Origin of the sequence: Alcaligenes sp. YSL9, assembly GCF_030515105.1 — a bacterium.
GTDB lineage: Bacteria > Pseudomonadota > Gammaproteobacteria > Burkholderiales > Burkholderiaceae_B > Alcaligenes > Alcaligenes phenolicus.
Genome location: NZ_JALXJU010000001.1, coordinates 431840 through 452819, shown reverse-complemented (window position 1 = coordinate 452819; position 20980 = coordinate 431840). Strand labels below are relative to the sequence as shown.

The 20980-nt window shown below is 56.6% G+C and carries 21 protein-coding genes and 1 riboswitch; of the genes, 8 read left to right on the top strand and 13 right to left on the bottom strand.

What is annotated here, in order from left to right; all coding sequences use genetic code 11:
• Positions 1-2: 2 nt before the first annotated feature.
• From M2Q46_RS02025 to M2Q46_RS02010, 4 genes are all read right to left on the bottom strand, one after another.
• Positions 3-932 (bottom strand): HlyD family secretion protein, encoded by a 930-nt coding sequence (locus tag M2Q46_RS02025; protein WP_137430940.1) that lies wholly within the window; start codon positions 930-932, stop codon positions 3-5.
• On the bottom strand, positions 925-1119 hold the full coding sequence (locus M2Q46_RS02020) for a DUF1656 domain-containing protein (RefSeq protein WP_137430939.1): 195 nt from the start codon (positions 1117-1119) through the stop codon (positions 925-927). The genes M2Q46_RS02025 and M2Q46_RS02020 overlap by 8 nt, the downstream gene beginning before the upstream one ends.
• On the bottom strand, positions 1112-3217 hold the full coding sequence (locus tag M2Q46_RS02015; RefSeq protein ID WP_302356532.1) for an FUSC family protein: 2106 nt from the start codon (positions 3215-3217) through the stop codon (positions 1112-1114). The genes M2Q46_RS02020 and M2Q46_RS02015 overlap by 8 nt, the downstream gene beginning before the upstream one ends.
• Positions 3218-3333: 116 nt before the next feature.
• Entirely contained in the window at positions 3334-4266 is a 933-nt protein-coding gene (locus M2Q46_RS02010) for a LysR family transcriptional regulator (protein ID WP_257113310.1), read from the bottom strand.
• A 132-nt stretch (positions 4267-4398) separates the two neighbouring features.
• Positions 4399-4517, top strand: a riboswitch (TPP riboswitch).
• Positions 4518-4561: 44 nt separating this feature from the next.
• Between M2Q46_RS02010 and M2Q46_RS02005 the strand changes: the two genes are divergently transcribed.
• Positions 4562-5035, top strand: coding sequence for an NUDIX hydrolase (locus M2Q46_RS02005; RefSeq protein ID WP_257113309.1), 474 nt, complete (start codon positions 4562-4564; stop codon positions 5033-5035).
• Positions 5032-5856 carry a bifunctional hydroxymethylpyrimidine kinase/phosphomethylpyrimidine kinase gene (thiD, locus tag M2Q46_RS02000; protein ID WP_035268007.1) on the top strand — a complete coding sequence of 275 codons (825 nt, stop codon included), beginning with the start codon at positions 5032-5034 and terminating at the stop codon, positions 5854-5856. The genes M2Q46_RS02005 and thiD overlap by 4 nt, the downstream gene beginning before the upstream one ends.
• Positions 5857-5934: 78 nt before the next feature.
• Here thiD and M2Q46_RS01995 read toward each other — a convergent pair whose 3' ends face one another.
• Positions 5935-7152: an MFS transporter gene (locus M2Q46_RS01995; protein WP_257113308.1), complete on the bottom strand. Its 1218-nt coding sequence runs from the start codon at positions 7150-7152 to the stop codon at positions 5935-5937.
• A 61-nt stretch (positions 7153-7213) separates the two neighbouring features.
• Between M2Q46_RS01995 and M2Q46_RS01990 the strand changes: the two genes are divergently transcribed.
• From M2Q46_RS01990 to M2Q46_RS01970, 5 genes are all read left to right on the top strand, one after another.
• Complete coding sequence (locus M2Q46_RS01990; protein ID WP_088452662.1) at positions 7214-8212, top strand: AraC family transcriptional regulator; 999 nt, start codon at positions 7214-7216, stop codon at positions 8210-8212.
• Positions 8213-8513: 301 nt separating this feature from the next.
• Complete coding sequence (locus tag M2Q46_RS01985; protein WP_035268013.1) at positions 8514-9233, top strand: response regulator transcription factor; 720 nt, start codon at positions 8514-8516, stop codon at positions 9231-9233.
• Complete coding sequence (locus M2Q46_RS01980) at positions 9226-10584, top strand: HAMP domain-containing sensor histidine kinase (protein WP_060185927.1); 1359 nt, start codon at positions 9226-9228, stop codon at positions 10582-10584. The genes M2Q46_RS01985 and M2Q46_RS01980 overlap by 8 nt, the downstream gene beginning before the upstream one ends.
• 147 nt (positions 10585-10731) lie before the next feature.
• Positions 10732-11181: a tripartite tricarboxylate transporter TctB family protein gene (locus M2Q46_RS01975; protein WP_026482781.1), complete on the top strand. Its 450-nt coding sequence runs from the start codon at positions 10732-10734 to the stop codon at positions 11179-11181.
• A 3-nt stretch (positions 11182-11184) separates the two neighbouring features.
• A complete protein-coding gene (locus M2Q46_RS01970; protein WP_021446689.1) occupies positions 11185-12705 on the top strand; it encodes a tripartite tricarboxylate transporter permease in 1521 nt (506 codons plus the stop codon).
• A 108-nt stretch (positions 12706-12813) separates the two neighbouring features.
• Here the strand turns inward: M2Q46_RS01970 and M2Q46_RS01965 are convergent, their stop codons facing one another.
• Positions 12814-14355 carry an MFS transporter gene (locus M2Q46_RS01965; RefSeq protein WP_137430935.1) on the bottom strand — a complete coding sequence of 514 codons (1542 nt, stop codon included), beginning with the start codon at positions 14353-14355 and terminating at the stop codon, positions 12814-12816.
• Positions 14356-14526: 171 nt separating this feature from the next.
• Between M2Q46_RS01965 and M2Q46_RS01960 the strand changes: the two genes are divergently transcribed.
• Positions 14527-15408 (top strand): LysR substrate-binding domain-containing protein, encoded by an 882-nt coding sequence (locus tag M2Q46_RS01960; protein WP_035268022.1) that lies wholly within the window; start codon positions 14527-14529, stop codon positions 15406-15408.
• A 67-nt stretch (positions 15409-15475) separates the two neighbouring features.
• On the opposite strand, the gene hisI is transcribed toward M2Q46_RS01960, so the two are convergent.
• The 7 genes from hisI to zigA form a co-directional block, all read right to left on the bottom strand.
• On the bottom strand, positions 15476-15952 hold the full coding sequence (gene hisI, locus M2Q46_RS01955; RefSeq protein WP_302356524.1) for a phosphoribosyl-AMP cyclohydrolase: 477 nt from the start codon (positions 15950-15952) through the stop codon (positions 15476-15478).
• A 28-nt stretch (positions 15953-15980) separates the two neighbouring features.
• Positions 15981-16439, bottom strand: coding sequence for a ferric iron uptake transcriptional regulator (gene fur / locus M2Q46_RS01950; RefSeq protein WP_115635190.1), 459 nt, complete (start codon positions 16437-16439; stop codon positions 15981-15983).
• Positions 16440-16464: 25 nt separating this feature from the next.
• Complete coding sequence (locus M2Q46_RS01945; RefSeq protein ID WP_115635188.1) at positions 16465-17859, bottom strand: dihydroorotase; 1395 nt, start codon at positions 17857-17859, stop codon at positions 16465-16467.
• Entirely contained in the window at positions 17856-18413 is a 558-nt protein-coding gene (locus M2Q46_RS01940; protein ID WP_258866308.1) for a SufE family protein, read from the bottom strand. The genes M2Q46_RS01945 and M2Q46_RS01940 overlap by 4 nt, the downstream gene beginning before the upstream one ends.
• Positions 18310-18570 carry a membrane protein insertion efficiency factor YidD gene (gene yidD, locus M2Q46_RS01935; protein WP_115635186.1) on the bottom strand — a complete coding sequence of 87 codons (261 nt, stop codon included), beginning with the start codon at positions 18568-18570 and terminating at the stop codon, positions 18310-18312. The genes M2Q46_RS01940 and yidD overlap by 104 nt, the downstream gene beginning before the upstream one ends.
• Positions 18567-19508, bottom strand: coding sequence for a GTP cyclohydrolase FolE2 (folE2, locus tag M2Q46_RS01930; RefSeq protein ID WP_302356520.1), 942 nt, complete (start codon positions 19506-19508; stop codon positions 18567-18569). Before folE2 ends, yidD begins: the two co-directional genes overlap by 4 nt.
• A gap of 63 nt (positions 19509-19571) precedes the next feature.
• The gene (gene zigA / locus M2Q46_RS01925; protein WP_302356518.1) at positions 19572-20795 is read right to left on the bottom strand and encodes a zinc metallochaperone GTPase ZigA; all 1224 of its coding nucleotides are present in this window, start codon (positions 20793-20795) and stop codon (positions 19572-19574) included.
• Positions 20796-20980 lie beyond the last annotated feature (185 nt).

The window sequence follows — 20980 nt, the reverse complement described above, 5'->3', positions numbered from 1 at the left end:
TCTTAAAGCCAGCGCTGCAAAAAGGAGCTGATGCGGCCTTGTGCACTGCCCGCACCCAGCGCGGGGCCGACAGCCACACTGCCTGTCATCCCGGCCGCCAACAGCACATCCGCCGGCAAATCATCAAACTCCACCCGTACCGGAATCCGTTGCGCTAAACGAATCCAGCTGAAGTTGGGCTCCACGCTGGGCAAGCCCTGCGCATCCGCTTGCTGATTGGCATCAGTAATACCGCGCCCGATGCTGCTGACATGGCCGGCTATCAAGCCTTCATAGCCCATCAAACGAATACGAGCCTCAGCTCCCGGCTCAATACCCTGCAGCTTGGTTTCCTCAAAATAGCCCGTCATCCAGAAACTATGGGCATCCAGCAAAGCCATATTGGCCTGCCCCGCCACCGCATAATCACCCGCGTTCAAACGCAGGCGAGTCACATAACCATCAACAGGCGCGTACAGCACCGAACGCTCCAGGTCCAGCTTGGCCGCGTCCACAACCAATTGCCGGCTGCGCTGCTCGGCCTGGGCAATACGCACTGCGTGCTGAGCTTGCTGGATTTCTTCAGCAGGCAGCAGGCTTTCCATACCGCGACGGCGTTTGGCCTCTGCCGCCCTCTGGTTCAGGATGGCTGTTGCCGCCGCCAGTTCGGACTGCGCCTGCTCCAGCGCCAGCTGAAAACGCGCCGGGTCCAGGCGATACAAGACATCCCCCTTGTGAACCCGCTGATTATCAGTAACCGCCATCTCCCGCACCGTCCCCGAGACCTCGGGCGCGATACGCACAATTTGTGCGCTGACCCGGCCATCCCGCGTCCAGGGCGCCCGCACATAGGCGTTCCACAAAGCCATCAGCAAATAGGCTGTTATCAACAGCAAGAAGGCCGTCAGCACAAACCGGCTGACTGGCTTGATCAAAGCAGGAAATTTAGACATACAGAATCAAGGCCGAGACAAGGGACAAGGACAAGGCAAACTCAAACAAGGCCGGGTGCCAAACATGGCGCAACACTCCCGTGCGCACCAGCACGTAACGCAACCCTAGATAAATAGGCACCGCCAGGCAGACGTAGACAAAAAAAGGCGGGACATACATGCCCGCCAGGGCAACTTCACTAAGCATGAACAGCACTTCCTGATTGAAGGGAAACAGACGCCGGGTGGCGCTCCAGCAGCATCGCAATATCCAGCAGCACAGCAGCCAGACGCAGGCCATCATGTTGCGGCTCAGCGTCCCGGCACTGCACGGCCTGAGCAAGACGCCGGGCATGGCGCGCTGCCAAACGGGGTTGATCAGCCCGGCGAGCCATATGACGCAAGGTAGTTTTCAGGGGCTGGGACACATGGGCAGGCACCTGGGCTTGTCGTACATACGACTGCAAGCGCAGCAGTTCCCAACCCAGATGCACGCTGTCCAGAGCCTGCGACAAGGCTTGCTGCATTTGCGCAGGCTGCGCCTTTAATCCGGCTCCCAATTGCGCCAGGCGATGCTGCTGTCGCCAGCGCCAGATCTGCGGCTGAAAACGCTTGCCACGCAGCACCGCCAGACTGTTGGCGCGAATACGCAGTTGCAGACGGCTTAAATCCCGACTCAGTTTGCGAGGCCAAAACAGCTGAAAACCCAGCAAGGTAAAGAAGGTGCACAGCAACCAGGCCACAGAACCATTCACGAACAGTTCGAAGTCGTAGTGCATGGGGTTGGATGGCGCTGCCAAGGTCGTAAACGACACCAGATAGGCCACACCGACCATGGCGTATTTGGGTACCGTGGTGGCATAAATGGCGGGTAACCAGAACAGCGCCAGCACAATCAGCAGCAGTGGCAAGCCTTCGATCAAAGGCAGGACCACAAAGGTGCATAAAAAGGCCGCCACAATCGAAAGCGCAATGCCCTTGATAAACGCCATCGCCGCCGCAGGTGGGTTAGGTGCCGGGGACAACAAGGCGCAGGCTGCCGCCAGACCGGCCAGCATCATATTGCCGTCCGCCCAGCCCGTCAGAATCCAGAATGTGCCCCCCAAGAGCACCGTCAGCATGGCGCGAACCCCGTTTTCCAGTGCCAGCGAAATATCCCGATAAAAAGGAATGGCGGGATATGAGCTTTGCGTGGGCAAACGATACAGAGCACGCAAGCTATCCAGGGCCGCCAGATAATCATCCAGCTGCTCAATCAGACGATCCCCGGCAATCAGAAACGGAGCCGGTTCTGCCAGGCGCTCCAAAGGACCGGTATTCAAGATTTCCTGCAAGCGGGCACGCAGCGGCATCAGCACGGCACTGGCCCGCTCCAAGCCGTCCGGGCCCTGTGAAACCAGTTGGGCAGCCTGCTTCCAGGCCTGCTCCCATTCTTGCCGCAAGGCCGCCAGGACGGGCATGGGTGTCAAGGTTTGCGGAAGCGGGCCCGCGCCCCCCAACATGGCGGAAAACAGGCAGGCAATGGCATGCCGCAAAGCGGTTGCCCGGGCGGCCAAATCGGCAGACTCCGCCTTGCCAACCGACAACAAATCATCCGCCCCGTACACATCCATCATCAATTGATGCCGTACACGCTCCTGGTCACTCTCTGCCGTCTTGCACGCATGAAGGGCCGCTTGTCTGCCCGCCAGTACACGGGCTGTTTCCGAGGCCAGGCGCAATAACTGGGCCTGCAAGCGACTGCGTACGCTGCGGGTACTGAACAAGGCAGACACCACGCCCAGGCACAGCACGCCCACCAGCACCGAGGAACCCCGCCCAATAACATGATCAAAGCTCAGTTGCGCTTGCCCCATGGCGCCGTATACCGCCAGGCCAACCGTATAACCTGCCAAGGCCGCCCCGTAAGACTTGTAGTGGCGCAGCAAACCCATGGCCATCACACACAGGCCCAGCCAGAACGCAAAGCCCAGCAAGAACAGCCAAGGTTCCTGCCCGAAGGCACTCATCAACACAAAGGCGGCCAGCATTCCGACCAGCGTGCCCAGCACCCGCCAGGTCCCCTTGCCTATCACCGCGCCTTGCATCGGATTGATCACCAGTAGCACGCTGGATGCGGCGGAAAAAGGCGCATGCAGATCCAGCAAATAGGCTACTGACAAGGCCAGCCACGCGGCCAGAATGGAACGCAGGATGTAGCCTGCACGAGGGCTGGTGATATCCACGGAACTGAGGGCCAGACCCATCCGACCAAGAAAGGCTTTCAGCCCGGAGGCAGACTGCGGTGAGGGACTGGCAGACGACACAAGAGGACTCTTTACAGTGATGAATGAAAATCACTATAAAAGTCCCCAATGCGTCCGAAAAGTGAATTTATTGCACTCACTCAAGTGCGTGAAACGCACTTGAAAACCAATTTAAATTACAGCTTGCTGCGTTTGGCCGTCTGCGCATCGTCCTCGGTACACAAGCGATGGATGGTCGTGCGTAACCATTGGTGGGCCGGATCTGTCTGCAAGCGCATGTGCCAGGCCTGCACCAACATGGCTGTCTCCATGGGCACAGGCAAATCAAACACTCGGATCGCCAAGCCCGCCGCTTTGGCACTGCTTGCCAGATGCTTGGGCAGCGGCAGCAAAAGATCGGAGTCATGCAAGGCAAACAGCGCGGTGTAGGGATTGGATACCACCAGGGCCACATTGCGCTGCAAGCCACTGGCTTGCAACAAGGCATCCAGGTTGGATCGGCCCTTGCCCCGCCGCGACACATTGATATGGTCCCAGCGCACAAAGCGTTCCAGCGAAATGTCTTCGTCGAAGATAGGATGGTGCTCCCGCGCGACACCCACAAAATGCGTCGTGAACAAGGGCTGTACGTGAATATCCGGCGCCAGCTTGCGTGAGGCGCTGATGAACAGATCAATACGGCCACTACGCAAGGCGTCGTCATCCATATCGTCCTCTTCGGGAGACAGGCGCAGCATGGCTTTGGGCATTTCCTTGGCCATGGCCTCCAGCAAATGACCCAAATGCACATTCACAAATTCGTCCGTCGCACGCACATTGAAACTGCGCTCCAGGGATAGCAGATCAATCTCGGTATTGGAACTTAACACCTGGGTTGCCTGCTCCACCGCCGCCCGCACTTGTTCACGCAAGGCATAGGCTCGGGGCGTAGGCAACAGCTTGCGCCCTACTTGCACAAACACGGGATCATTCAGCGTATCCCGAATGCGGCTCAAGGTTCGGCTCATGGCAGGCGGGCTCAGATTCATGCGCCGTGCCGCTCCCATGACGCTGCCCTCCTCCAGCAAGGCATCCAGTGCGAACAATAGATTCAGATCAGGGCGAGCCATAGTCGAAGCCTTTCAAGGTTGCGTCAAACGGAATCGTAATGCCATTCAGATGATACTCAAAGCATGCACCCGCCTGCCATATCTGGGTACGAAGACAGGTATACTCGCCCAGACCGTTTTTACAGGGACGGTCTTTTCACCGAGGGGAGCCTGGCGAGCAGGCTGAGAAACTGCCCGAGCAGATTGCACCGCAGTGACCCGTTGAACCTGATCCGGGTCATGCCGGCGAAGGGACGGGTCTGTACCTGCTCGCCGCTTGCTGCCGGATGGCTATCCTTGACTAGGAGTTGCTATCTTGTCTTCTGACCACTCTCCCTTCCCCGTCGGCCCGGTTGCCGCCACCCTGGCTGCCGTCATCCATCAAGACCGGATTTTGCTGATACGCCGCGCCAATCGGCCCGATGCAGGACGTTGGGCCTTTCCCGGCGGCAAGATTCGCGCGGGCGAAACCATCATGGCGGCGGCCCACCGGGAACTGGCCGAAGAAACCGGCGTACAAGGCCAGGCCCTGCAGATCTTTGATGCGCTGGATGTATTTGACCGCGAACCCAGCGCCACACCTTTGGCCTATTCGCATTTCATTCTGATTGCCGTGCTGTTCCGCTGGCAGCAAGGCGAGCCACAAGCGGGCGATGATGCGCTGGACGCGCGCTGGTTCAGCAATGCGGAACTGGACAGTCTGGATGTGGCACAAAGCTTCGATGTAATCCGAGTTGCCCGTCGGGCACTGGCGCTGGCTGCCCCCCAAGATCAGGCAGGCCAAACATGATTCCCAATGTCTTGAGTATTGCGGGCACGGACCCGACCAGCGGTGCCGGTATTCAGGCTGATCTGAAAGCCATGTATGCCTTGGGCGCTTACGGCATGAGCGTGATTACCGCCGTGGTCGCGCAAAACACCCAGGGTGTGCGGCGTTTTGTGGCGCTGGAGCCGGACTTTGTGGCGGACCAGTTGGATGCGGTGTTTGAGGATGTGCGCGTGGATGCCATCAAGATCGGCATGATCGCCACTGCAGGGATTGCGGAAGCAATTGCAGACCGCCTGCACCATCACGGCCTGGACTGCCCGATTGTGCTGGACCCGGTCATGGTCGCCAAAAGCGGGGATCGTTTGCTCAGCCCCGAAGCCGTGTCCATCGTGCGCGACAAGCTGCTGCCCATGTGTACCCTGCTTACCCCCAACTTGCCCGAAGCGGGCGATCTGCTGCACAAACCGGAACCCGCCTCGCTGCAAGAGATGCACAGCACCTTAAGCGAACTGTGCTTGCTGGGCCCTGAGTGGGTGCTGCTCAAGGGCGGTCATCTGGATGGCCCGGACAGTGTGGATTTGCTGCAAGGCCAGGGGCAAAGCCATGTTTTTCAGTCGCCTCGCATCCCGACACGCAACACGCATGGCACGGGCTGTTCGCTGTCCTCCGCCATTGCTGCCCTGCTACCGGGCCGCAGCGTGCCGGCTGCGGTAGGCTTGGCCAAGGAATACTTGAATGGCGCTTTGGCCGCGGCTGACCAATTGCAGATCGGCCTGGGGCAAGGTCCAGTCCATCACTTCCATGCTTTGTGGCCAAAGCTGGAACCCCTCAAAACATCTTGAACTCAAAAGCCAGGCCGATTGCAACCTGTGGACCGCAGCACATCAAATCGGCCCGGCTCTCTGGCCCAGGCTCCCCTTTTAATGCGCCCGCTCCCCACTGGGGTAGGCCGACCAATCCGCTGTAACCTGTAAAGCAATCAAAAGCGCAGCAAACAGCATCACCCCCCCGCCCGTGAGGAACACCATAGGAACACCGCCCAGGCCGAACATGAAGCCACCCACTGCCGCCCCCGCAGCAATCGAGGACTGCACCGCCGCCACCACCATGCCGCCTGCGACTTCCGCCTGATCGGGCATGGCATTGGCCACCCAATTGGACCAGGCCACTGGCACCCCTCCGAAAGCCAGTCCCCATAACGCCACCAGCCACATCAAACCCATATTGTGCACCGGCAGCCAGACCATGCCCCAGGCCGCCAAACCCACCAAGGCGGGCATCACGACCAAAGTCACCCGCAAGCTGCGTTCCATCAGCCAGCCCGCCAACAAGGTGCCTACGAAATTCGCCAGCCCGAAGCCCAGAAGCATCAAGGCCAAGCCATCCATATCAATAGAGGCAAAACCTTCCAGCGCCGGACGAATAAAGGTGAACAGGACAAACTGCCCCCCATGAGCCAGCACACAGGCAAACATACCGATCGCAATACCGGGCCTGCGCAGCAAATCCAGTACCGTTGCAGTGCGTGCATGCTGACGCGGTGCCATGCTGGGCAAGGTCAGCCACTGAAACACCAAGGTCAAAACACCAACCGCCGCTGCCGCAAAGAACGCGCTGCGCCAGCCGAACAGGCCCCCCAGATAACTGCCTAAAGGGACCGAAACCACCGTCCCCACGGCAATCCCGCTAAAAATAATCGACAAGGCACGCGGCACTAATGTGTTCGGCACCAAACGCATGGCAACGGCTGCCGCCATGCTCCAAAAGCCGCCCAGGGCAATCCCCAGCAAGACCCGCATCAAGAGCAACACTGTCAGGCTGGAGGACAGCGCCACCAGCAAGTTCGATGCAATCATCAGCAGCGTAAAACCAAGCAACACATTACGCCGGTCAAAACGACGGGTCAGCGCTGGAACCAGCAGGCCCGAAAACAAAGCGACCACCGCCGTTACTGTGACGGCCTGTCCTGCCAAGCCTTCCGATACACCCAAATCTACGGCCATCGGTGTCAGCAAGCTGGCGGGCAAATACTCCGCCGTCAACAAACCAAACACACCCATGGCCAATGAAAATACAGCTACCCAGGCAGGTTCCATGACCGGGGCCCGCAAACTGGCATTACACACATCACGACTCATCGCTACTTCCCTGGAGAAACAAAAACAGCTCCCAGTCTAGAGATCAGAAACCGGATGATCTATGATGATCAGTCTTGAAAATTTGATCGAAACGCCGAACATGACCGAGCAAGAACAATTCGCCCTGTCCTCCGACCTGATCAGTGAACTGCTGACCGGTATGCGCTTGCGTGGGGTGCAATACCGCCGGATTCAAACTGGGCCTCATTTTGGGCTGGGTTTTGAAGAACGCCCCGGTCATGCCTACTTTCACTTTCTGGCTGTAGGTTCGGCATTTCTACGTACCCGTGATGGCACGATTCACAAGCTTTCAGCAGGCAGCACCGTGTTTCTACCGCAAGGTGAAAGCCATCAAATCCTCTCCAAAGAAGAAGTCTCGGTTCAACACATAGACAGCTTTGAGGCCGCTCCACTGGGACAAGCCGTCAGCGGTGTCAGCACATGCCCTAGTTCCTACCCCACCCCTAGCGCAATTTTGTTCTACGGTTGCATGGAGTTTGATCTGGGCGGCATGCACGGACTGGGCAAACTCATGCCCAGCGCCATGATTGCCAATACTGGGGCCCAAAACTATCCTGGCCTGCTGCCCATTCTGGATTCCATGAAAGGGGAAATCTGCGCGGGCCGGATTGGCTATGCCGACATCATGGCTCGCTTGGCCGAAGTGGCGGCCGCCATGATTGTTCGCGGCTGGATTGAATCCGGCTGCGGCAATGCTTCCGGCCTGGTGGCTGCCTTGCGCGATCCTCGCTTGGCACGTTCCATTCTGGCCCTGCACCGCCAACCTGGCTACGAATGGACAGTGGCAGAGTTGGCAGCACAATCTCACCTGTCTCGTTCCGTCTTTGCCCAACGCTTTCAGGCCACCTTGGGCATGTCTCCACTGCGTTACGCCACAGAATTACGCATGGGTCTGGCCAGCCAATGGCTGAGTCAGGAAAAACTGCCTATTGAAACGATTGCCCAGCGTTTGGGCTATACCTCACAGGCGGCGTTCAGCCGGGCCTACAAGCGTCTGAAAGGACAGGCTCCCGGTGCCAGTCGGCAGTCCAGAACCTGACCCGCCCCCTCCTTCCCGGACAGACGCTTTAGCCACCAGACAAGCATCCCAGACAATTTCCGGCGCATTTCTGGATTTCCAGCCCGACAGCCCTGAGATTTTTATTAGAATAATGTGCTGACTAATTACTCCTATAATTCAGAGCACATGACGGTGTTAACAGGATGAATCAATATTTATATTTCCTGACATCAAACATTACCGTTTTGTCATGTTCACCTCATAGTCGGCATTAGCCTTTTTGATCAATCCATTCCTGGAATGGATGAGTCTGCCACTTCATAAATCTCCGAGAAGCCAAATGTGGAATTGCTTACTGATTGAAGACGACCGGGAAAATGCCCGGTATTTAGTGAATGGCTTATCCGAGCTGGGCTATTCGGTGGTAACCAGTCATGATGGCGTTTCCGGTTTGGAAAATGCCATGAAAGACGTATGGGATGTGATTATTCTTGATCGCATGCTTCCCAATAATGTCGATGGCCTGTCTATTCTTTTTACTTTGCGATCTTTAGGTAAAAAAGTCCCCGTACTGGTATTAAGTGCCTTATCCGGTGTGGACGATAAAGTTGATGGTTTGAAAGCCGGTGGCGATGATTATTTAATCAAGCCCTTTTCCTTTCAGGAATTGGCCGCCCGCCTGCACGCCCTGATACGCCGCAGCAGTGACAATGCAGAAATCAAGAATCTGCAGGTGGATGATCTGGTCATGAATATCCGCAACCAGAAAATCTCCCGTGGCGACGAGGTGCTGGAACTACAACCTCGCGAAATCAAGCTGCTGTCCTACCTGCTGATGAACAGCCACAAGATCGTTACCCGCACCATGCTGCTGGAAGTGGTCTGGGGCTATAACTTCGACCCGCAATCCAATGTGATTGATGTGCTGGTCAGTCGTTTGCGGCGCAAGGTGGACAAGGAAGGCGCCACTCCCCTGATCCATACCGTGCGTGGCCGTGGCTATGTACTTAGCGACAAGGACAGCATCGACGGTTTCAAGCTAAAGCGCTGCGATGATTGATTTCATCAAACGCCTGTGGGAGTCCACCTCCTTCCGGCTGACCTTGAACTACAGCATCCTGGCCATCTTCACCACGCTGTTTTTAATCGGTTTTTTCTACGTTCAGGTGTTTGGAGCCTTGCGCGACGAGCACCTGCGGCAAATCAACGTCGCCGTACAGCGGCTTAGCATTGCCTACGAAGTCGGCGGGCGCGAAGAGATCCTGCGCATGATCGAGCTGACCCTATCGGACCGGATTGATTCGGGCCAGGAAATCTATCTGCTGCTGGACGAATTCAATCACACCCTGGTGGGCAATATCAGCGAGATCCCCGGCCTGAACAACCTGCCAGAACGACAAGTAGTGGAAGTGCAGATCAAGCATATCGACGCGCTATCCGAAGGCAATGTCCGCGTCACCAAACTGTCCGGCGGCGAAACCCTGGTGGTTGGCCACGAGCTGGGCACCTTGATCGAGCTACGCGCCATGCTTAGCCGCATCATCGTCACCTCCATGATCCTGGCCTTGATGCTGGTAATTCTGGGCGCCTATGTCTTTAGCAATGAGCTGAAATACCGTGTGGGCCGCATCCGCCTGCTGACGGAACAGGTGGGTGCGGGGGATATTTCCAAGCGCATCACCTCCGAGAGCGAGGACGTCTTTGGTCTGATCCACCACGACATCAACCGCATGCTGGACAAGATCGAGAGCCTGATGCAAGGCGCGCGGCATATCTCCGATACCGTGGCCCACAATATCCGCACCCCGCTCACCCGCATCGTTGGCAAGCTGCGTGAAACCCAGAACCTGCCTGGCGTCCCCCCGCATGTCCGGCAAGCACAGCAAGACGCGATTGAAGAAGTAGAGAACCTGAGCGTGCTGCTGGGCAAACTGCTGCAAATTGCCGAGCTGAATGCCGGTGTGCAAAGACAGAACTTCAAGGCCTGCAATCTGGAAGTGATTGCCGAAGACGTACTGGACCTGTACAGCTTCTTTGCTGAAGAGAAAGGCGTCACGCTGCAGAAAAAGAAAATCGACAGAGTCATTATTAATGGTGACAGCAATTTATTAGCCAGCGCTTTAGCAAATCTGGTGGATAACGCCGTTAAATATGCTCATAGCCATGCCAGCGTAGAAATTAAAAAGCGCTTTGACAATAAAATCTCCATCATTGTGGAAGATGATGGCCCGGGATTACCAGAAAGCGAATATGAAAACGTAGGCAAGTATTTTTATAGATTCAATAATGATAGTGAAGGATTTGGATTGGGATTAACCAGCGTTGCCGCCATTATTGAATTGCACCGAGGTGAGCTGATTTTCTCCAAAGGAGTATCCGGCTTGAAAGTCACCATTGTGCTGCCTGTTTAAGCCTTACCAAGCCATTCAAACATGACCAAAAGGTAATGAAACTGTCACCCTAAGCCCTCTCCTGCTCCGCTAAGCTAGCCTCATTTTTAATCGCTCTTTTTCAGGGTTTATAAAAATCATGCTTGCTTTAGGGGAATGAGGAGATTCATGAGCAGACAAAAATATTATTCAGCCGGCCTGATGGTGGGAGTAGGCGTATTTACCGTCCTGATGGGACAGAAATACTCCTTGGGCACCATGGCCCGCATGGGACCGGGCTACTTCCCGTTTCTGCTGGGCATCGTGATGATTGTGCTGGGCGCTCTGTACCTGTTTGTAGAGACCGCCGCGCACGACGATGAGCAGGAGGAGGACTACGGCCCGCCGCAATGGCGTGGCTGGATGGCGATTGTGGGTGGCATCATCGCCTTCATTATTCTGGGTCGCTACGGCGGACTGGTTCCCGCCACCTTTGCCCTGGTGTTCATCTCTGCCATGGGCGACAAGGAACATTCCTGGCTCACCGCCCTGCTGCTGTCCATTTTCGTGACGCTGCTGGGTGTGGTTATTTTCTCCTGGGGGCTGGAGCTGCAATTCCCCCTGTTCACTTGGGGCTAAGCCATGGAAATTCTATCTAACCTGATGCACGGCTTTAGCGTTGCCTTTCAACTGGACAACCTGATGTGGGCCGTGTTTGGCGTGTTCATGGGGAACCTGATCGGGGTGCTGCCCGGCATGGGTGTGCTGGCAGCCATCTCCATCCTGCTGCCCCTGACCTACGCCATGACCCCGACCGCCGCCCTGATTATGTTGGCCGGTATTTACTATGGCTCCCAGTACGGTGGCGGTATTACTTCCATCATGCTGAATCTGCCCGGTACCGCCTCGCACGCGGTGGCGTGTCTGGACGGCAACCCCATGGCCCGCAACGGCAAGGCCGGATCGGCCCTGTTCATGTTGATGTTGTCCTCCTTTTTTGGAGCCACCATCGGCATTCTGGCCATGATTCTGTTCTCGCCCGCGCTGGTCGATATTGCCTTCAAATTCGGCCCGGCTGAATACTTTTCCATGATGATGCTGGGCCTGCTGGCCGGCGCCACACTGGCCAAAGGTTCTGCCATCAAGGGCGTGGCCATGGTCGTCATGGGTTTGATCTTTGGCGTGGTCGGTACGGATGTGAACAGTGGTGTATCGCGCTTTGATTTCAATATTCCGGAACTGCAGGACGGCTTGCAGATTGTGGCGCTGGCCATGGGCCTGTTCGGTATTGCGGACTTCCTCAAGAACATCAACCGGATCAATAGCGGCCACACCAAGGCCATTGGTAAAGTCTCCACCCGTTCCCTGCGTCCGGAAAAAGGCGATATCAAGCAATCCAAAGGCGCTCTGGTGCGCGGTACTGCGATTGGTGCGGCTTTCGGGATTCTGCCCGGCACTGGCCCGACCATTGCGTCTTTCATTGCCTACGCCACGGAAAAGAAAGTTGCCAAGAACCCCGAGCGCTTTGGACGTGGTGCGATTGAGGGCATTGCTTCGCCCGAAGCCGCCACCAGTGCCTCTACCCAGACCAGCTTCATTCCTACCCTGAGCCTGGGCATTCCCGGCGACCCGGTCATGGCCTTGATGCTGGGCGCGCTGATCATTCACGGCATCCAGCCTGGCCCGCAAATGGTGGTCGAGCACGCCGATATGTTCTGGGGCCTGATCGCCAGTTTCTGGGTGGGCAACATCCTGCTGCTGGTGTTGAACCTGCCCTTGATCGGCATGTGGGTGCGCCTGCTGTCCGTGCCCTTCAAGTACCTGTACCCCGCTGCCCTGTTCTTTGTGTGCGTGGGTGTCTATAGCACCAACAACAACCTGTTCGATGTGAATATCGTGCTGCTGTTTGGGGTGCTGGGTTACTTCTTCATGCGCCTGCGCTTTGAGGCGGCCCCCTTGCTGCTGGGCTTTGTCTTGGGACCGATGGTAGAAGAAAACTTCCGCCGCGCCCTGCTGCTCTCGCGTGGTGATCCGATGATCTTCCTGGAGCGCCCGATCAGCATGGTCTTTATCATTGCCTGCATCTTGCTGATGCTGGGACTGAGCTACTCGTTCTGGCGCTCGAACAGCCAGAAGAAGCTGGGAGCCCTGGCCAAGGCTTGAAGCGCTGGCAACCACTAGTCATGGAAAGATCGGCTAAACGCATTGCTTTTACCGCAGCTTCCATAAGAAAAAGCCGGGCTCATGTGCCCGGCTTTTTTGTGCCTGCCCCTATCCAGGACTGCAACACGCCTGTGCACTCTTCCTGGCGGAACCAAACACCAGATGACTTAAGGCAGCCAAAGCAAAGGCAGTTAGCGCACCATACACCATGACCCAGCCAAAACCGACAATCAGGGCTGCATGAACCGCCTCGACAGGATCGGCGGCATTCGCCAGCAAGGCGCTACTTTGCGACACGATATTGATGTCGCCAGAGGCTACTTTTTCAGCCAGATGACGCAGTTCGCCATCAACAGAAATACCCAGGCGAGCACGCAGATCACTCATGATGCCTTGCACCAGAACAAAGCCCATCACGGCAATATTGAAGGCCAGGGAGATCATGCGGGCACTGGTATCCGCCCCCGACGCCATACCGGCGCGTTCAGCCGACACCGAGGCGGTAATTACATTGGTGGTCGTAGTATTGGCCATGCCCAGACCAATCCCGGCCAGCACACAGCCTGGCAGAATCAGCCAGCCCGGTTGGTCGGAAACACTGCCTATCTTCATCACTACAAAGCCCAGGCCAATCAAGAACAGACCTAGCGTAATGACTCCACCCGGCTGCCAACGCTGTGCCAGACGCTCGGCAAACGGAGGCACAAACAAGGTCGGCAAGGTGTACGCCAACAAGGCCAGGCCAGTTTGCACACTGTCATACCCCAGCCCCACATGAAAGTAGATGGGCAAATAGATGATGAAGGGCCAGAAGCTGAAGTTCTGCCCCATCGAGCCCAACAAGGCACCGGAGAAACTGCGGATACGAAATACGGAGAACTCCAGCATGGGCCTAACACTGCGCTGCTCCACGATTACAAAGGCAATCAGGCTAAGGACGGACAGGGTAATAATGCTCAAGGCTGGCAGGCTGGCAAAGCCCAGCACCGGCCCCTGAGTGACAAACAGCACCAGGCAAAACACGGCCAAGGACAAGGTGGCAATACCGGCTACGTCCAAGGTGCTGGCGCCCGGATCACGCGACTCCTGTACGCCAGCGCGCGCCAGCAGCAAGGTAATAATGGCCAGTACGGCGTGAATCAAAAACACCCATTCCCAGCTGGCCAGAGTCAGAATCAGGCCACCCACAATAGGCCCAAAACCCAGCCCGGCACCAAAGACCACACCCCACCACGCAAAGGCCTTGCCACGCTGTTGTCCGTCCCGAAACTGGTTCGACAAAATCGCGATCTGGCAGATCAGCATCATGGCAGCGCTCAAGCCTTGCAGAAAACGTGCGCCAATCAGAACAGCTGCACTTTCCGTCAGTCCGCACACCAGGGAAGTGATCCCGAACGCCACAATCCCGATCGTAAAAATGCGCTTGCGGCCGTAGCGATCCGCCAAAGTGCCTACCCCCATCAGAATGGTCGTCATGGCAATGGTGTAGGCTGCCATCACCCATTGCAGTTGCCGGAAACTGGCCCCCATGACCTGTTCTATGGTGGATAAAATCGGCGGCACGCTGGAGATCTCCAGGCCCAGCATCAAGGCTGACAAGCACACGGCAGCCAAGGCGTAGCGGCCCTGACTCGAGATAGAGGGAGTCATCGTTATCTTTCCAAAAAGTCGTCAATACACGTCGCCGTCCCGGCGAGCCAAAGTGCGGACACCAAAACCCAAAAGCTCGGGACCGCTCAGTCAGGAGAGATAGTAGGGACGGGCCAGCCATTCATCAATGATATGATCGGGCATATCAGAAACAACAAATATGGATAGATCATGAGCCGCCCTGTTCTGGATGTGGAATCCGTACAAGCTTTTGTGAGCATTGCCGAGTTCCAAAGCTTTACCAAAGCCGCAGAAGCCTTGGGCACCACACAAGGCGCGATCAGCGTGAAGCTGAAACGCCTGGAAGAGCGCCTGGGTTACAAGCTGATCGAACGCACTCCAAGGCTGGTACGGCTGTCTGCTCAAGGTACGGTTTTCATTAATCCCGCACGGGAATTCATTGCTGCACACGACCGCGCCAGAGCCGCCCTGCTCTGCGATTGCCGCCGCTTTCGTTTGGGAATTGCCCAGCACGTTGCCGGGCCGGAAGTCCCTACTTTGTTGTCCCGTCTGAATGAACGAGACCCTGCCCTGACGATTGAAGTTCGCCTGGAAAGCTCGCATCGCTTGCTGGAAGATTTTGACAAGGGAGAGCTGGATGCCGTCATCGTGCGCCAGGAGGATCATCGCCGTGACGGAGAGGACCTGGGGCCTGAGCACTTTGCCTGGTTTGCGGCACCCTGCTTTCATCAGCAAGAAGGCAAACCTTTACGGCTGGCCGCCCTGGCTCCCTGCTGTGGCGTGCGGGATATTGCGACACACGCGTTAAGCACTGCCGGGATTGAGTGGAATGAAGTGTTTGTGGGCGGTGGCCATGCGGCCGTAATGGCGGCGGTCTCTGCCGGTTTGGCGGTCGCGGCATTTTCATGCCGCCTGGCGCCGCCAGATGCAATTGATGTGGGCCAACGTCTGGGACTGCCAGCCCTGCCCCCTTCCCGGATTGTGTTGCACTCAACGCTGACCGATCAACGCTCGCGGGAAGCCTTGCGGACCTTGGCAGCGGCTTATCGGGAGCATCGCTCTACCCGACTGACGGGGGCTGCATCGTCCTGATCAGCACAGGTTCAGGCGGCCAGAAGTAAACGTGAAGTTCGCCCAGCCCCGCCAGCATGAGCACCCTTTAAAGCACAGTGGGATTGGGCGCATCCCCATACACGTCTTTGGGATCAAAGGTCTTGGCGGACTCCACAAAAACCAGATCCTGACCCTTGCTATGCTCGACACCAACCGGCACCTGTCTGTAGAAACAGGAGTAATAGCCTACGTGGCAACTGGCCCCGGAACCGGCTACCCGCACACGTAACCACACCGCATCCTGGTCGTCGTCGATACGCATTTCCTCTACCGTCTGCACCAGTCCACTGCTGGCACCTTTATGCCAGAGCATTTGACGCGAGCGGCTCCAGTAATGGGCTTCACCGGTCTGTATGGTTTTTTCCAGGGCTTCCCGGTTCATGTAACCCAGCATCAAGACCTCGCCATTGTTAGCGTCTGTCGTGATGCAGGCAATCAGGCCCTGTTCGTCAAATTTGGGGACCAGTTCGTGGCCCTCCTCCACCTGCTCTACCGAGATTCGGCGGTTTATTTGTACTGCCATATTGTCAGCAGATCTTGTGTCTTGTCCTTTAGCCTTCATGTTTTCTCCTTGTCATCATGGGCTCCGGGCGATATTCACAATCCGGATTCAGGCAGCGTCCGTACACCACATGACTATGTTCCATAACCTGAAAGCCCCGCTCCTGAGCAATCATTTTTTGCTGCTGCTCGATCGTCTGATCATGAAACTCCTGCACACGCCCGCAGTCCGTGCAAATCAGGTGATCATGGTGCTCGCCATCGTCCAGCTCATACAGCGCCCGGCCGGATTCGAAATAAACCTGCTTTAGCAAGCCTGCCTGTTGCAGCTGGGTCAGCACCCGGTAGACAGTCGCCAGGCCAATCTCACTGCCTTGCCGGATCAGTTGGCGATACACATCGTCTGCCGTCAAATGACGAATGCCGGGGGCCTGGAATATCTCAAGAATCTGGATACGAGCCGTCGTCACCTTCAGGCCTCGCTCTTTAAGCTCTTTTGAATCCGTCACGACGTACTCCTTGCTGAACGGGCGGTTAAGGGACTTCCAGAAAACGCAGCGGCCTGCCTTGAGCCTGCCCTTCCAGGACTTCATCACGAACAACACAATGGCCGCGCACAATGGTGTGAATCGGCCAGCCCACAACTGGCATGCCGTCGTAGGGAGACCAGCCGCTGACGCTGGCAATCCAGTCATTGCGGACGCGGCGGCGTGCCTTCAAATCCACAATACTGAAATCCGCATCAAAACCCAGGGCTATGCGTCCCTTGCCTTCCAGTCCAAAAATCCGGGCAGGTCCGGCACTGGTCAAATCCACCAGTCGCTGCAAACTCAGGCGGCCTGCGTGTACATGGTTCAACATCACGGGCAGCAAGGTTTGCACGCCAGTCATGCCACTGGGTGAGGCGGGATAGGCTTGAGACTTTTCCTGCAAGGTATGAGGTGCATGATCGCTGCCAATGACATCCACCACGCCCGAACGAATCGCCTGCCACAGCGCGTCTTGATGAACCTGCCCGCGCACCGGGGGATTCATTTGCGCCAGGCTGCCCAGACGCTCATAACAGTCGGGAGCTTGCAGACTGAGATGGTGTGGGGTGACTTCCACCGTTACGCGATCTTTGTGCGCGGCCAGAAACTGCATTTCCTCTGCGGTAGACACATGCAACACGTGCAATCGGCGCTTCACCTCTGCCGCCAGACGAACAATGCGTTGGCTTGCCTTCAAGGCACTTTCCACATCACGCCAAACCGGGTGTTGGCGCACGTCGCCACTATCCAGGGCGATATATTTGCGTTCACGCAGCCTGGCCTCATCCTCGGCGTGTACTGCCAGCCGTCTGCGACCATGACGCAAGATGCGACGCAGCACGTCGTCCTCATCCGCTAATAGGTCTCCAAAGGAGCTGCCCATAAAGACCTTGATGCCTGCACAACCTGGGAGCTGTTCCAGTTCCTGCAAGGAATCGGCATTCAAGGCAGAACCACCGATATAAAAGGCATGATCACACCAGCTTCGGCCTTGAGCAGCATCCAGCTTGGCTTGCAAATCGGCAGCACCCAAGGTCAAGGGATAGGTGTTGGGCATTTCAAAAACCGCCGTAACGCCGCCCAGGACTGCGCCCCGTGTACCCGCTTCCAGATTCTCTTTGTGCTCCAGCCCCGGCTCTCGGAAATGCACCTGACTGTCGATCACCCCTGGCAAAACATGCAGGCCATTAAGGTCCAGCACACAGTCTGCACTCCAGCCGGGCAACAAATCACCAAGAGCCGTAATCCGGCCTTGCGCACAGGCGATGTCGAGACGCTCGGCCCCATTAGGAGTCATTACCGTAGCGCCACAGAGCAGCAAATCGGCATGACGCAAAGTATGCTGCCTGGCGGTTTCTGCAGCCTCAGAGGTAGAGGCCTTCGGGATTACTGGCGTCATGGTTTTACCTTTGAGGCTTCTACATCCAGAGCGTCTTGTGCCGTCAAACGAATCCGCTCCATCATGTGAAACAGACCATTGGCGCGATTCGGTGACAAGTGCTGCTCCAGTTCAATTGCCCGTAAAAAATCAGGGGGATGGGACAGGATTTCTTGCGGCAAACGCCCCGAGTACACCTGCATCAATAAAGCCAATAAGCCGGTGACGATGGCGGAATCACTACGGGCCTGAAAAAACAACTTGTGATCACGCAATTCAGACACCATCCAGACCTGTGCCTGACAACCGTGCAGACGGTTCATCTCGGTACGCCATTCGTCCGGGAAGTCCGGCAAGGAGCGCCCCAGATCAATCAAATATTCGTAGCGGGCCATCCAGTTCCCCAGGAACTGGAAACTCTCCACAATGGCTTGCTGGGCTTGAACTATGGACTCTTCTGGTGCTGCATCCTTACCCACGGTCTTCTCCTGCTTGCTTGAGCGATTGCCCACCCCGATCATCAAGAGCTGGAACAGGGTCATGCCCGCCCGGATGCCAAGGGTGACAACGAACAAGGCGCCGTGCAGCCAGCCAAGTTCCTTTGAGGGGGCCATGCGCCTGCAAAGCCTGAATCGCATACTGGGAGCAAGTTGGATAAAAGCGGCAACGTGGCCCCAGCAATGGGCTAATAAAAAGCTGATAGCCGCGAACAAGCAGGACTAGAACATTCATGGCGCCACGCCCCCGCTCAGTCGCAGAAAAGGCATCCCTTCCGATGAAGGAGTTTTGAACGCCACTGCATCATGGGGATGCAGACTCTCCAGATGTCGGACCTGAACACCAGGATTCTGATAGTCCCCCAAGGCCGCTGCTATACGACGCGCCGCGTCTTCCACAAACATCAGGTTCTGACCATTCAAGGCGGCAAAGGCTTGCTCGTCTGCTCGTTTGACGGCGGTTTGCAAGGGTGTTGCCAATGACTCTTCAATGCGATCAATCAGCGTCAAAAACCCAAAGTCCTCACTGTCTTCCGATACTTGGATCTGAACCAAAGCCTGACTGCGTTGGCTATGGGGAGTGGCTAGGCTGGCGTGATTGTGCAACCAGGCAGCTACCTCATCTGCATGCAAGACAGGTTGCTTTCCAAAAGCCTGCATAAAGCCCTGTTCAATCAACTGCCGAGCCAGCGCAGCCGAACAAGGACAGGTCGATGAATAAGCTATCTGAACCTGCACCTTGCACATAAAGATACCGTCCAAAAGTCTGGCCTCCAGCGCGACGGGATAGGACTTCCAGCCTGCCAGACCCTGCGTGACCAAGGCAGGCCGTCGCACCAATAAATCAAAGCGAAAACACAGTCGTGCACTGCGCGTTCCACAGTCCTGCTGGCTATCCACCATGCCTTGCAAAAGACGCCGCAGCCCTAACGGTGACAAAGCTTGCTCTGATGGCAAGTCATTCAGCAAGCGGTACAGCCTGGACATATGTATCCCTTTTACATGCGCCAAGGGCAAATCAACCTGAGCATCCACCCGCGCATGCAACTGCTGCTTATAGCCTCGTTCAAGCACGGTAATGGGCAGGTCGACTCCCTCCATACCCACCCAGGAAAGCGGAGTCAGGCCATGGGAGGAATCATTCAAAGCCGGGTCGGGAAGTACAACAGTCATACTCAACATCCAATCAAAAGGCCTTGCTCACGCTGGCAAAGACCTGGCAAGACCTCAACGCTATCAAGGCCAGTCTGAAAACGGATTCGTCCATGTTGTCCAGGTGCTGGGGCCGCTGGCCATTTCTTCATCGCTTAACAGGCAGGCATCGAAACGGGCGCGCAGTGCTTCCTCGTCCATATCCATGCCAATCAGAACCAACTCCTGACGCGCATCCCCTACTCGTTCGTCCCATTTTTCCTTGATCAGCGCTACCGCTTCGGGATCCTCCGGCCAGCGTTCAGGCGGCATGGACGCCCACCAGTAACCCGCCACGTGATAGCGAGCCACCGCGCCAGCCTGTGACCAGGAGCCCGCCAGAGTCGGGAAGTTCGCCAACCAGAAAAAGCCTTTGGAGCGCACCACCCCAGGCCATTCACTTTCGACCAGTGCCTTGAAACGCTGCGGGTGGAATGGACGGCGGGCGCGGTAAACAAAATTGCCTATGCCGTACTCTTCGGTTTCCGGGGCATGAGTACCACGCAATTCCTGCAGCCAGCCTGGCGCTTTGGAAGCCTCTTCAAAATCGAACAAGCCGGTGTTCAGAACGCGGTCCAAGGGCACCTGGCCGAACTCGGCTGTTTCAATACGAGCACGGGGATTCAGACTGTTCAGAATGGCCATCAGGCGCTCGCGTTCTGGCTCGCTGATCAAATCAATCTTGTTCAGAACCAGCACATCACAGAACTCGATCTGCTCAATTAACAGGTCCACAACGGTACGCGCATCTTCTTCACCCAAGGATTCGCCACGGGACTGGATGCTGTCTTGCGAGCTGTAATCGCGCAGAAAGTTAAAGGCGTCCACTACCGTGACCATAGTGTCCAAGCGCGCGACTTCACCCAGGCAGCGGCCATCCTCGCCCTCAAAGGTGAACGTTTCAGCCACGGGCAGTGGCTCTGAAATGCCGGTGGATTCAATGACCAACTGATCAAAACGCCCTTCCTTGGCCAGACGGTCCACCTCCAACAACAAGTCCTCGCGCAAGGTGCAGCAAATACAGCCGTTGCTCATTTCCACCAGTTTCTCATCGGTGCGCGATAGCTCGGCACCACCGTCACGAACCAAAGCGGCATCAATATTGACCTCGCTCATATCGTTCACGATGACGGCCACGCGGCGGCCTTCGCGATTGTTCAGGATGTGGTTCAGCAAAGTCGTCTTGCCCGCCCCCAGAAAACCGGACAAAACCGTTACGGGAATGCGGGCTGCGGGATCGACTGGCGTGTTATCGAGGGTCATCGTCATTTCTCTTCTTCCTTGAGGCATCAATGGGCCGTTCCTTGCAGAGGACTTCTGTCAATTTTGAGATGTTATAACATAACAATAATTGACCAAGAAAAAACCCTCTTGCAAGGAGGGCTTGACGACCAGGACAGAGAAACCGGTTTTCACAAAGCAAGGTCACAGGAATCTGGAATCTGGAATCAGGT

Bases quoted from the DNA above. Each gene is read 5' to 3' on its own strand.
- M2Q46_RS02025 (WP_137430940.1), bottom strand. From the start codon at position 932: ATGTCTAAATTTCCTGCTTTGATCAAGCCAGTCAGCCGGTTTGTGCTG.
- M2Q46_RS02020 (WP_137430939.1), bottom strand. From the start codon at position 1,119: ATGCTTAGTGAAGTTGCCCTGGCGGGCATGTATGTCCCGCCTTTTTTT.
- M2Q46_RS02010 (WP_257113310.1), bottom strand. From the start codon at position 4,266: ATGGCTCGCCCTGATCTGAATCTATTGTTCGCACTGGATGCCTTGCTG.
- thiD (WP_035268007.1), top strand. From the start codon at position 5,032: ATGATTCCCAATGTCTTGAGTATTGCGGGCACGGACCCGACCAGCGGT.
- M2Q46_RS01995 (WP_257113308.1), bottom strand. From the start codon at position 7,152: ATGAGTCGTGATGTGTGTAATGCCAGTTTGCGGGCCCCGGTCATGGAA.
- M2Q46_RS01990 (WP_088452662.1), top strand. From the start codon at position 7,214: ATGATGATCAGTCTTGAAAATTTGATCGAAACGCCGAACATGACCGAG.
- M2Q46_RS01985 (WP_035268013.1), top strand. From the start codon at position 8,514: ATGTGGAATTGCTTACTGATTGAAGACGACCGGGAAAATGCCCGGTAT.
- M2Q46_RS01980 (WP_060185927.1), top strand. From the start codon at position 9,226: ATGATTGATTTCATCAAACGCCTGTGGGAGTCCACCTCCTTCCGGCTG.
- M2Q46_RS01975 (WP_026482781.1), top strand. From the start codon at position 10,732: ATGAGCAGACAAAAATATTATTCAGCCGGCCTGATGGTGGGAGTAGGC.
- M2Q46_RS01970 (WP_021446689.1), top strand. From the start codon at position 11,185: ATGGAAATTCTATCTAACCTGATGCACGGCTTTAGCGTTGCCTTTCAA.
- M2Q46_RS01965 (WP_137430935.1), bottom strand. From the start codon at position 14,355: ATGACTCCCTCTATCTCGAGTCAGGGCCGCTACGCCTTGGCTGCCGTG.
- M2Q46_RS01960 (WP_035268022.1), top strand. From the start codon at position 14,527: ATGAGCCGCCCTGTTCTGGATGTGGAATCCGTACAAGCTTTTGTGAGC.
- hisI (WP_302356524.1), bottom strand. From the start codon at position 15,952: ATGGCAGTACAAATAAACCGCCGAATCTCGGTAGAGCAGGTGGAGGAG.
- M2Q46_RS01945 (WP_115635188.1), bottom strand. From the start codon at position 17,859: ATGACGCCAGTAATCCCGAAGGCCTCTACCTCTGAGGCTGCAGAAACC.
- yidD (WP_115635186.1), bottom strand. From the start codon at position 18,570: ATGAATGTTCTAGTCCTGCTTGTTCGCGGCTATCAGCTTTTTATTAGC.
- folE2 (WP_302356520.1), bottom strand. From the start codon at position 19,508: ATGACTGTTGTACTTCCCGACCCGGCTTTGAATGATTCCTCCCATGGC.
- zigA (WP_302356518.1), bottom strand. From the start codon at position 20,795: ATGACGATGACCCTCGATAACACGCCAGTCGATCCCGCAGCCCGCATT.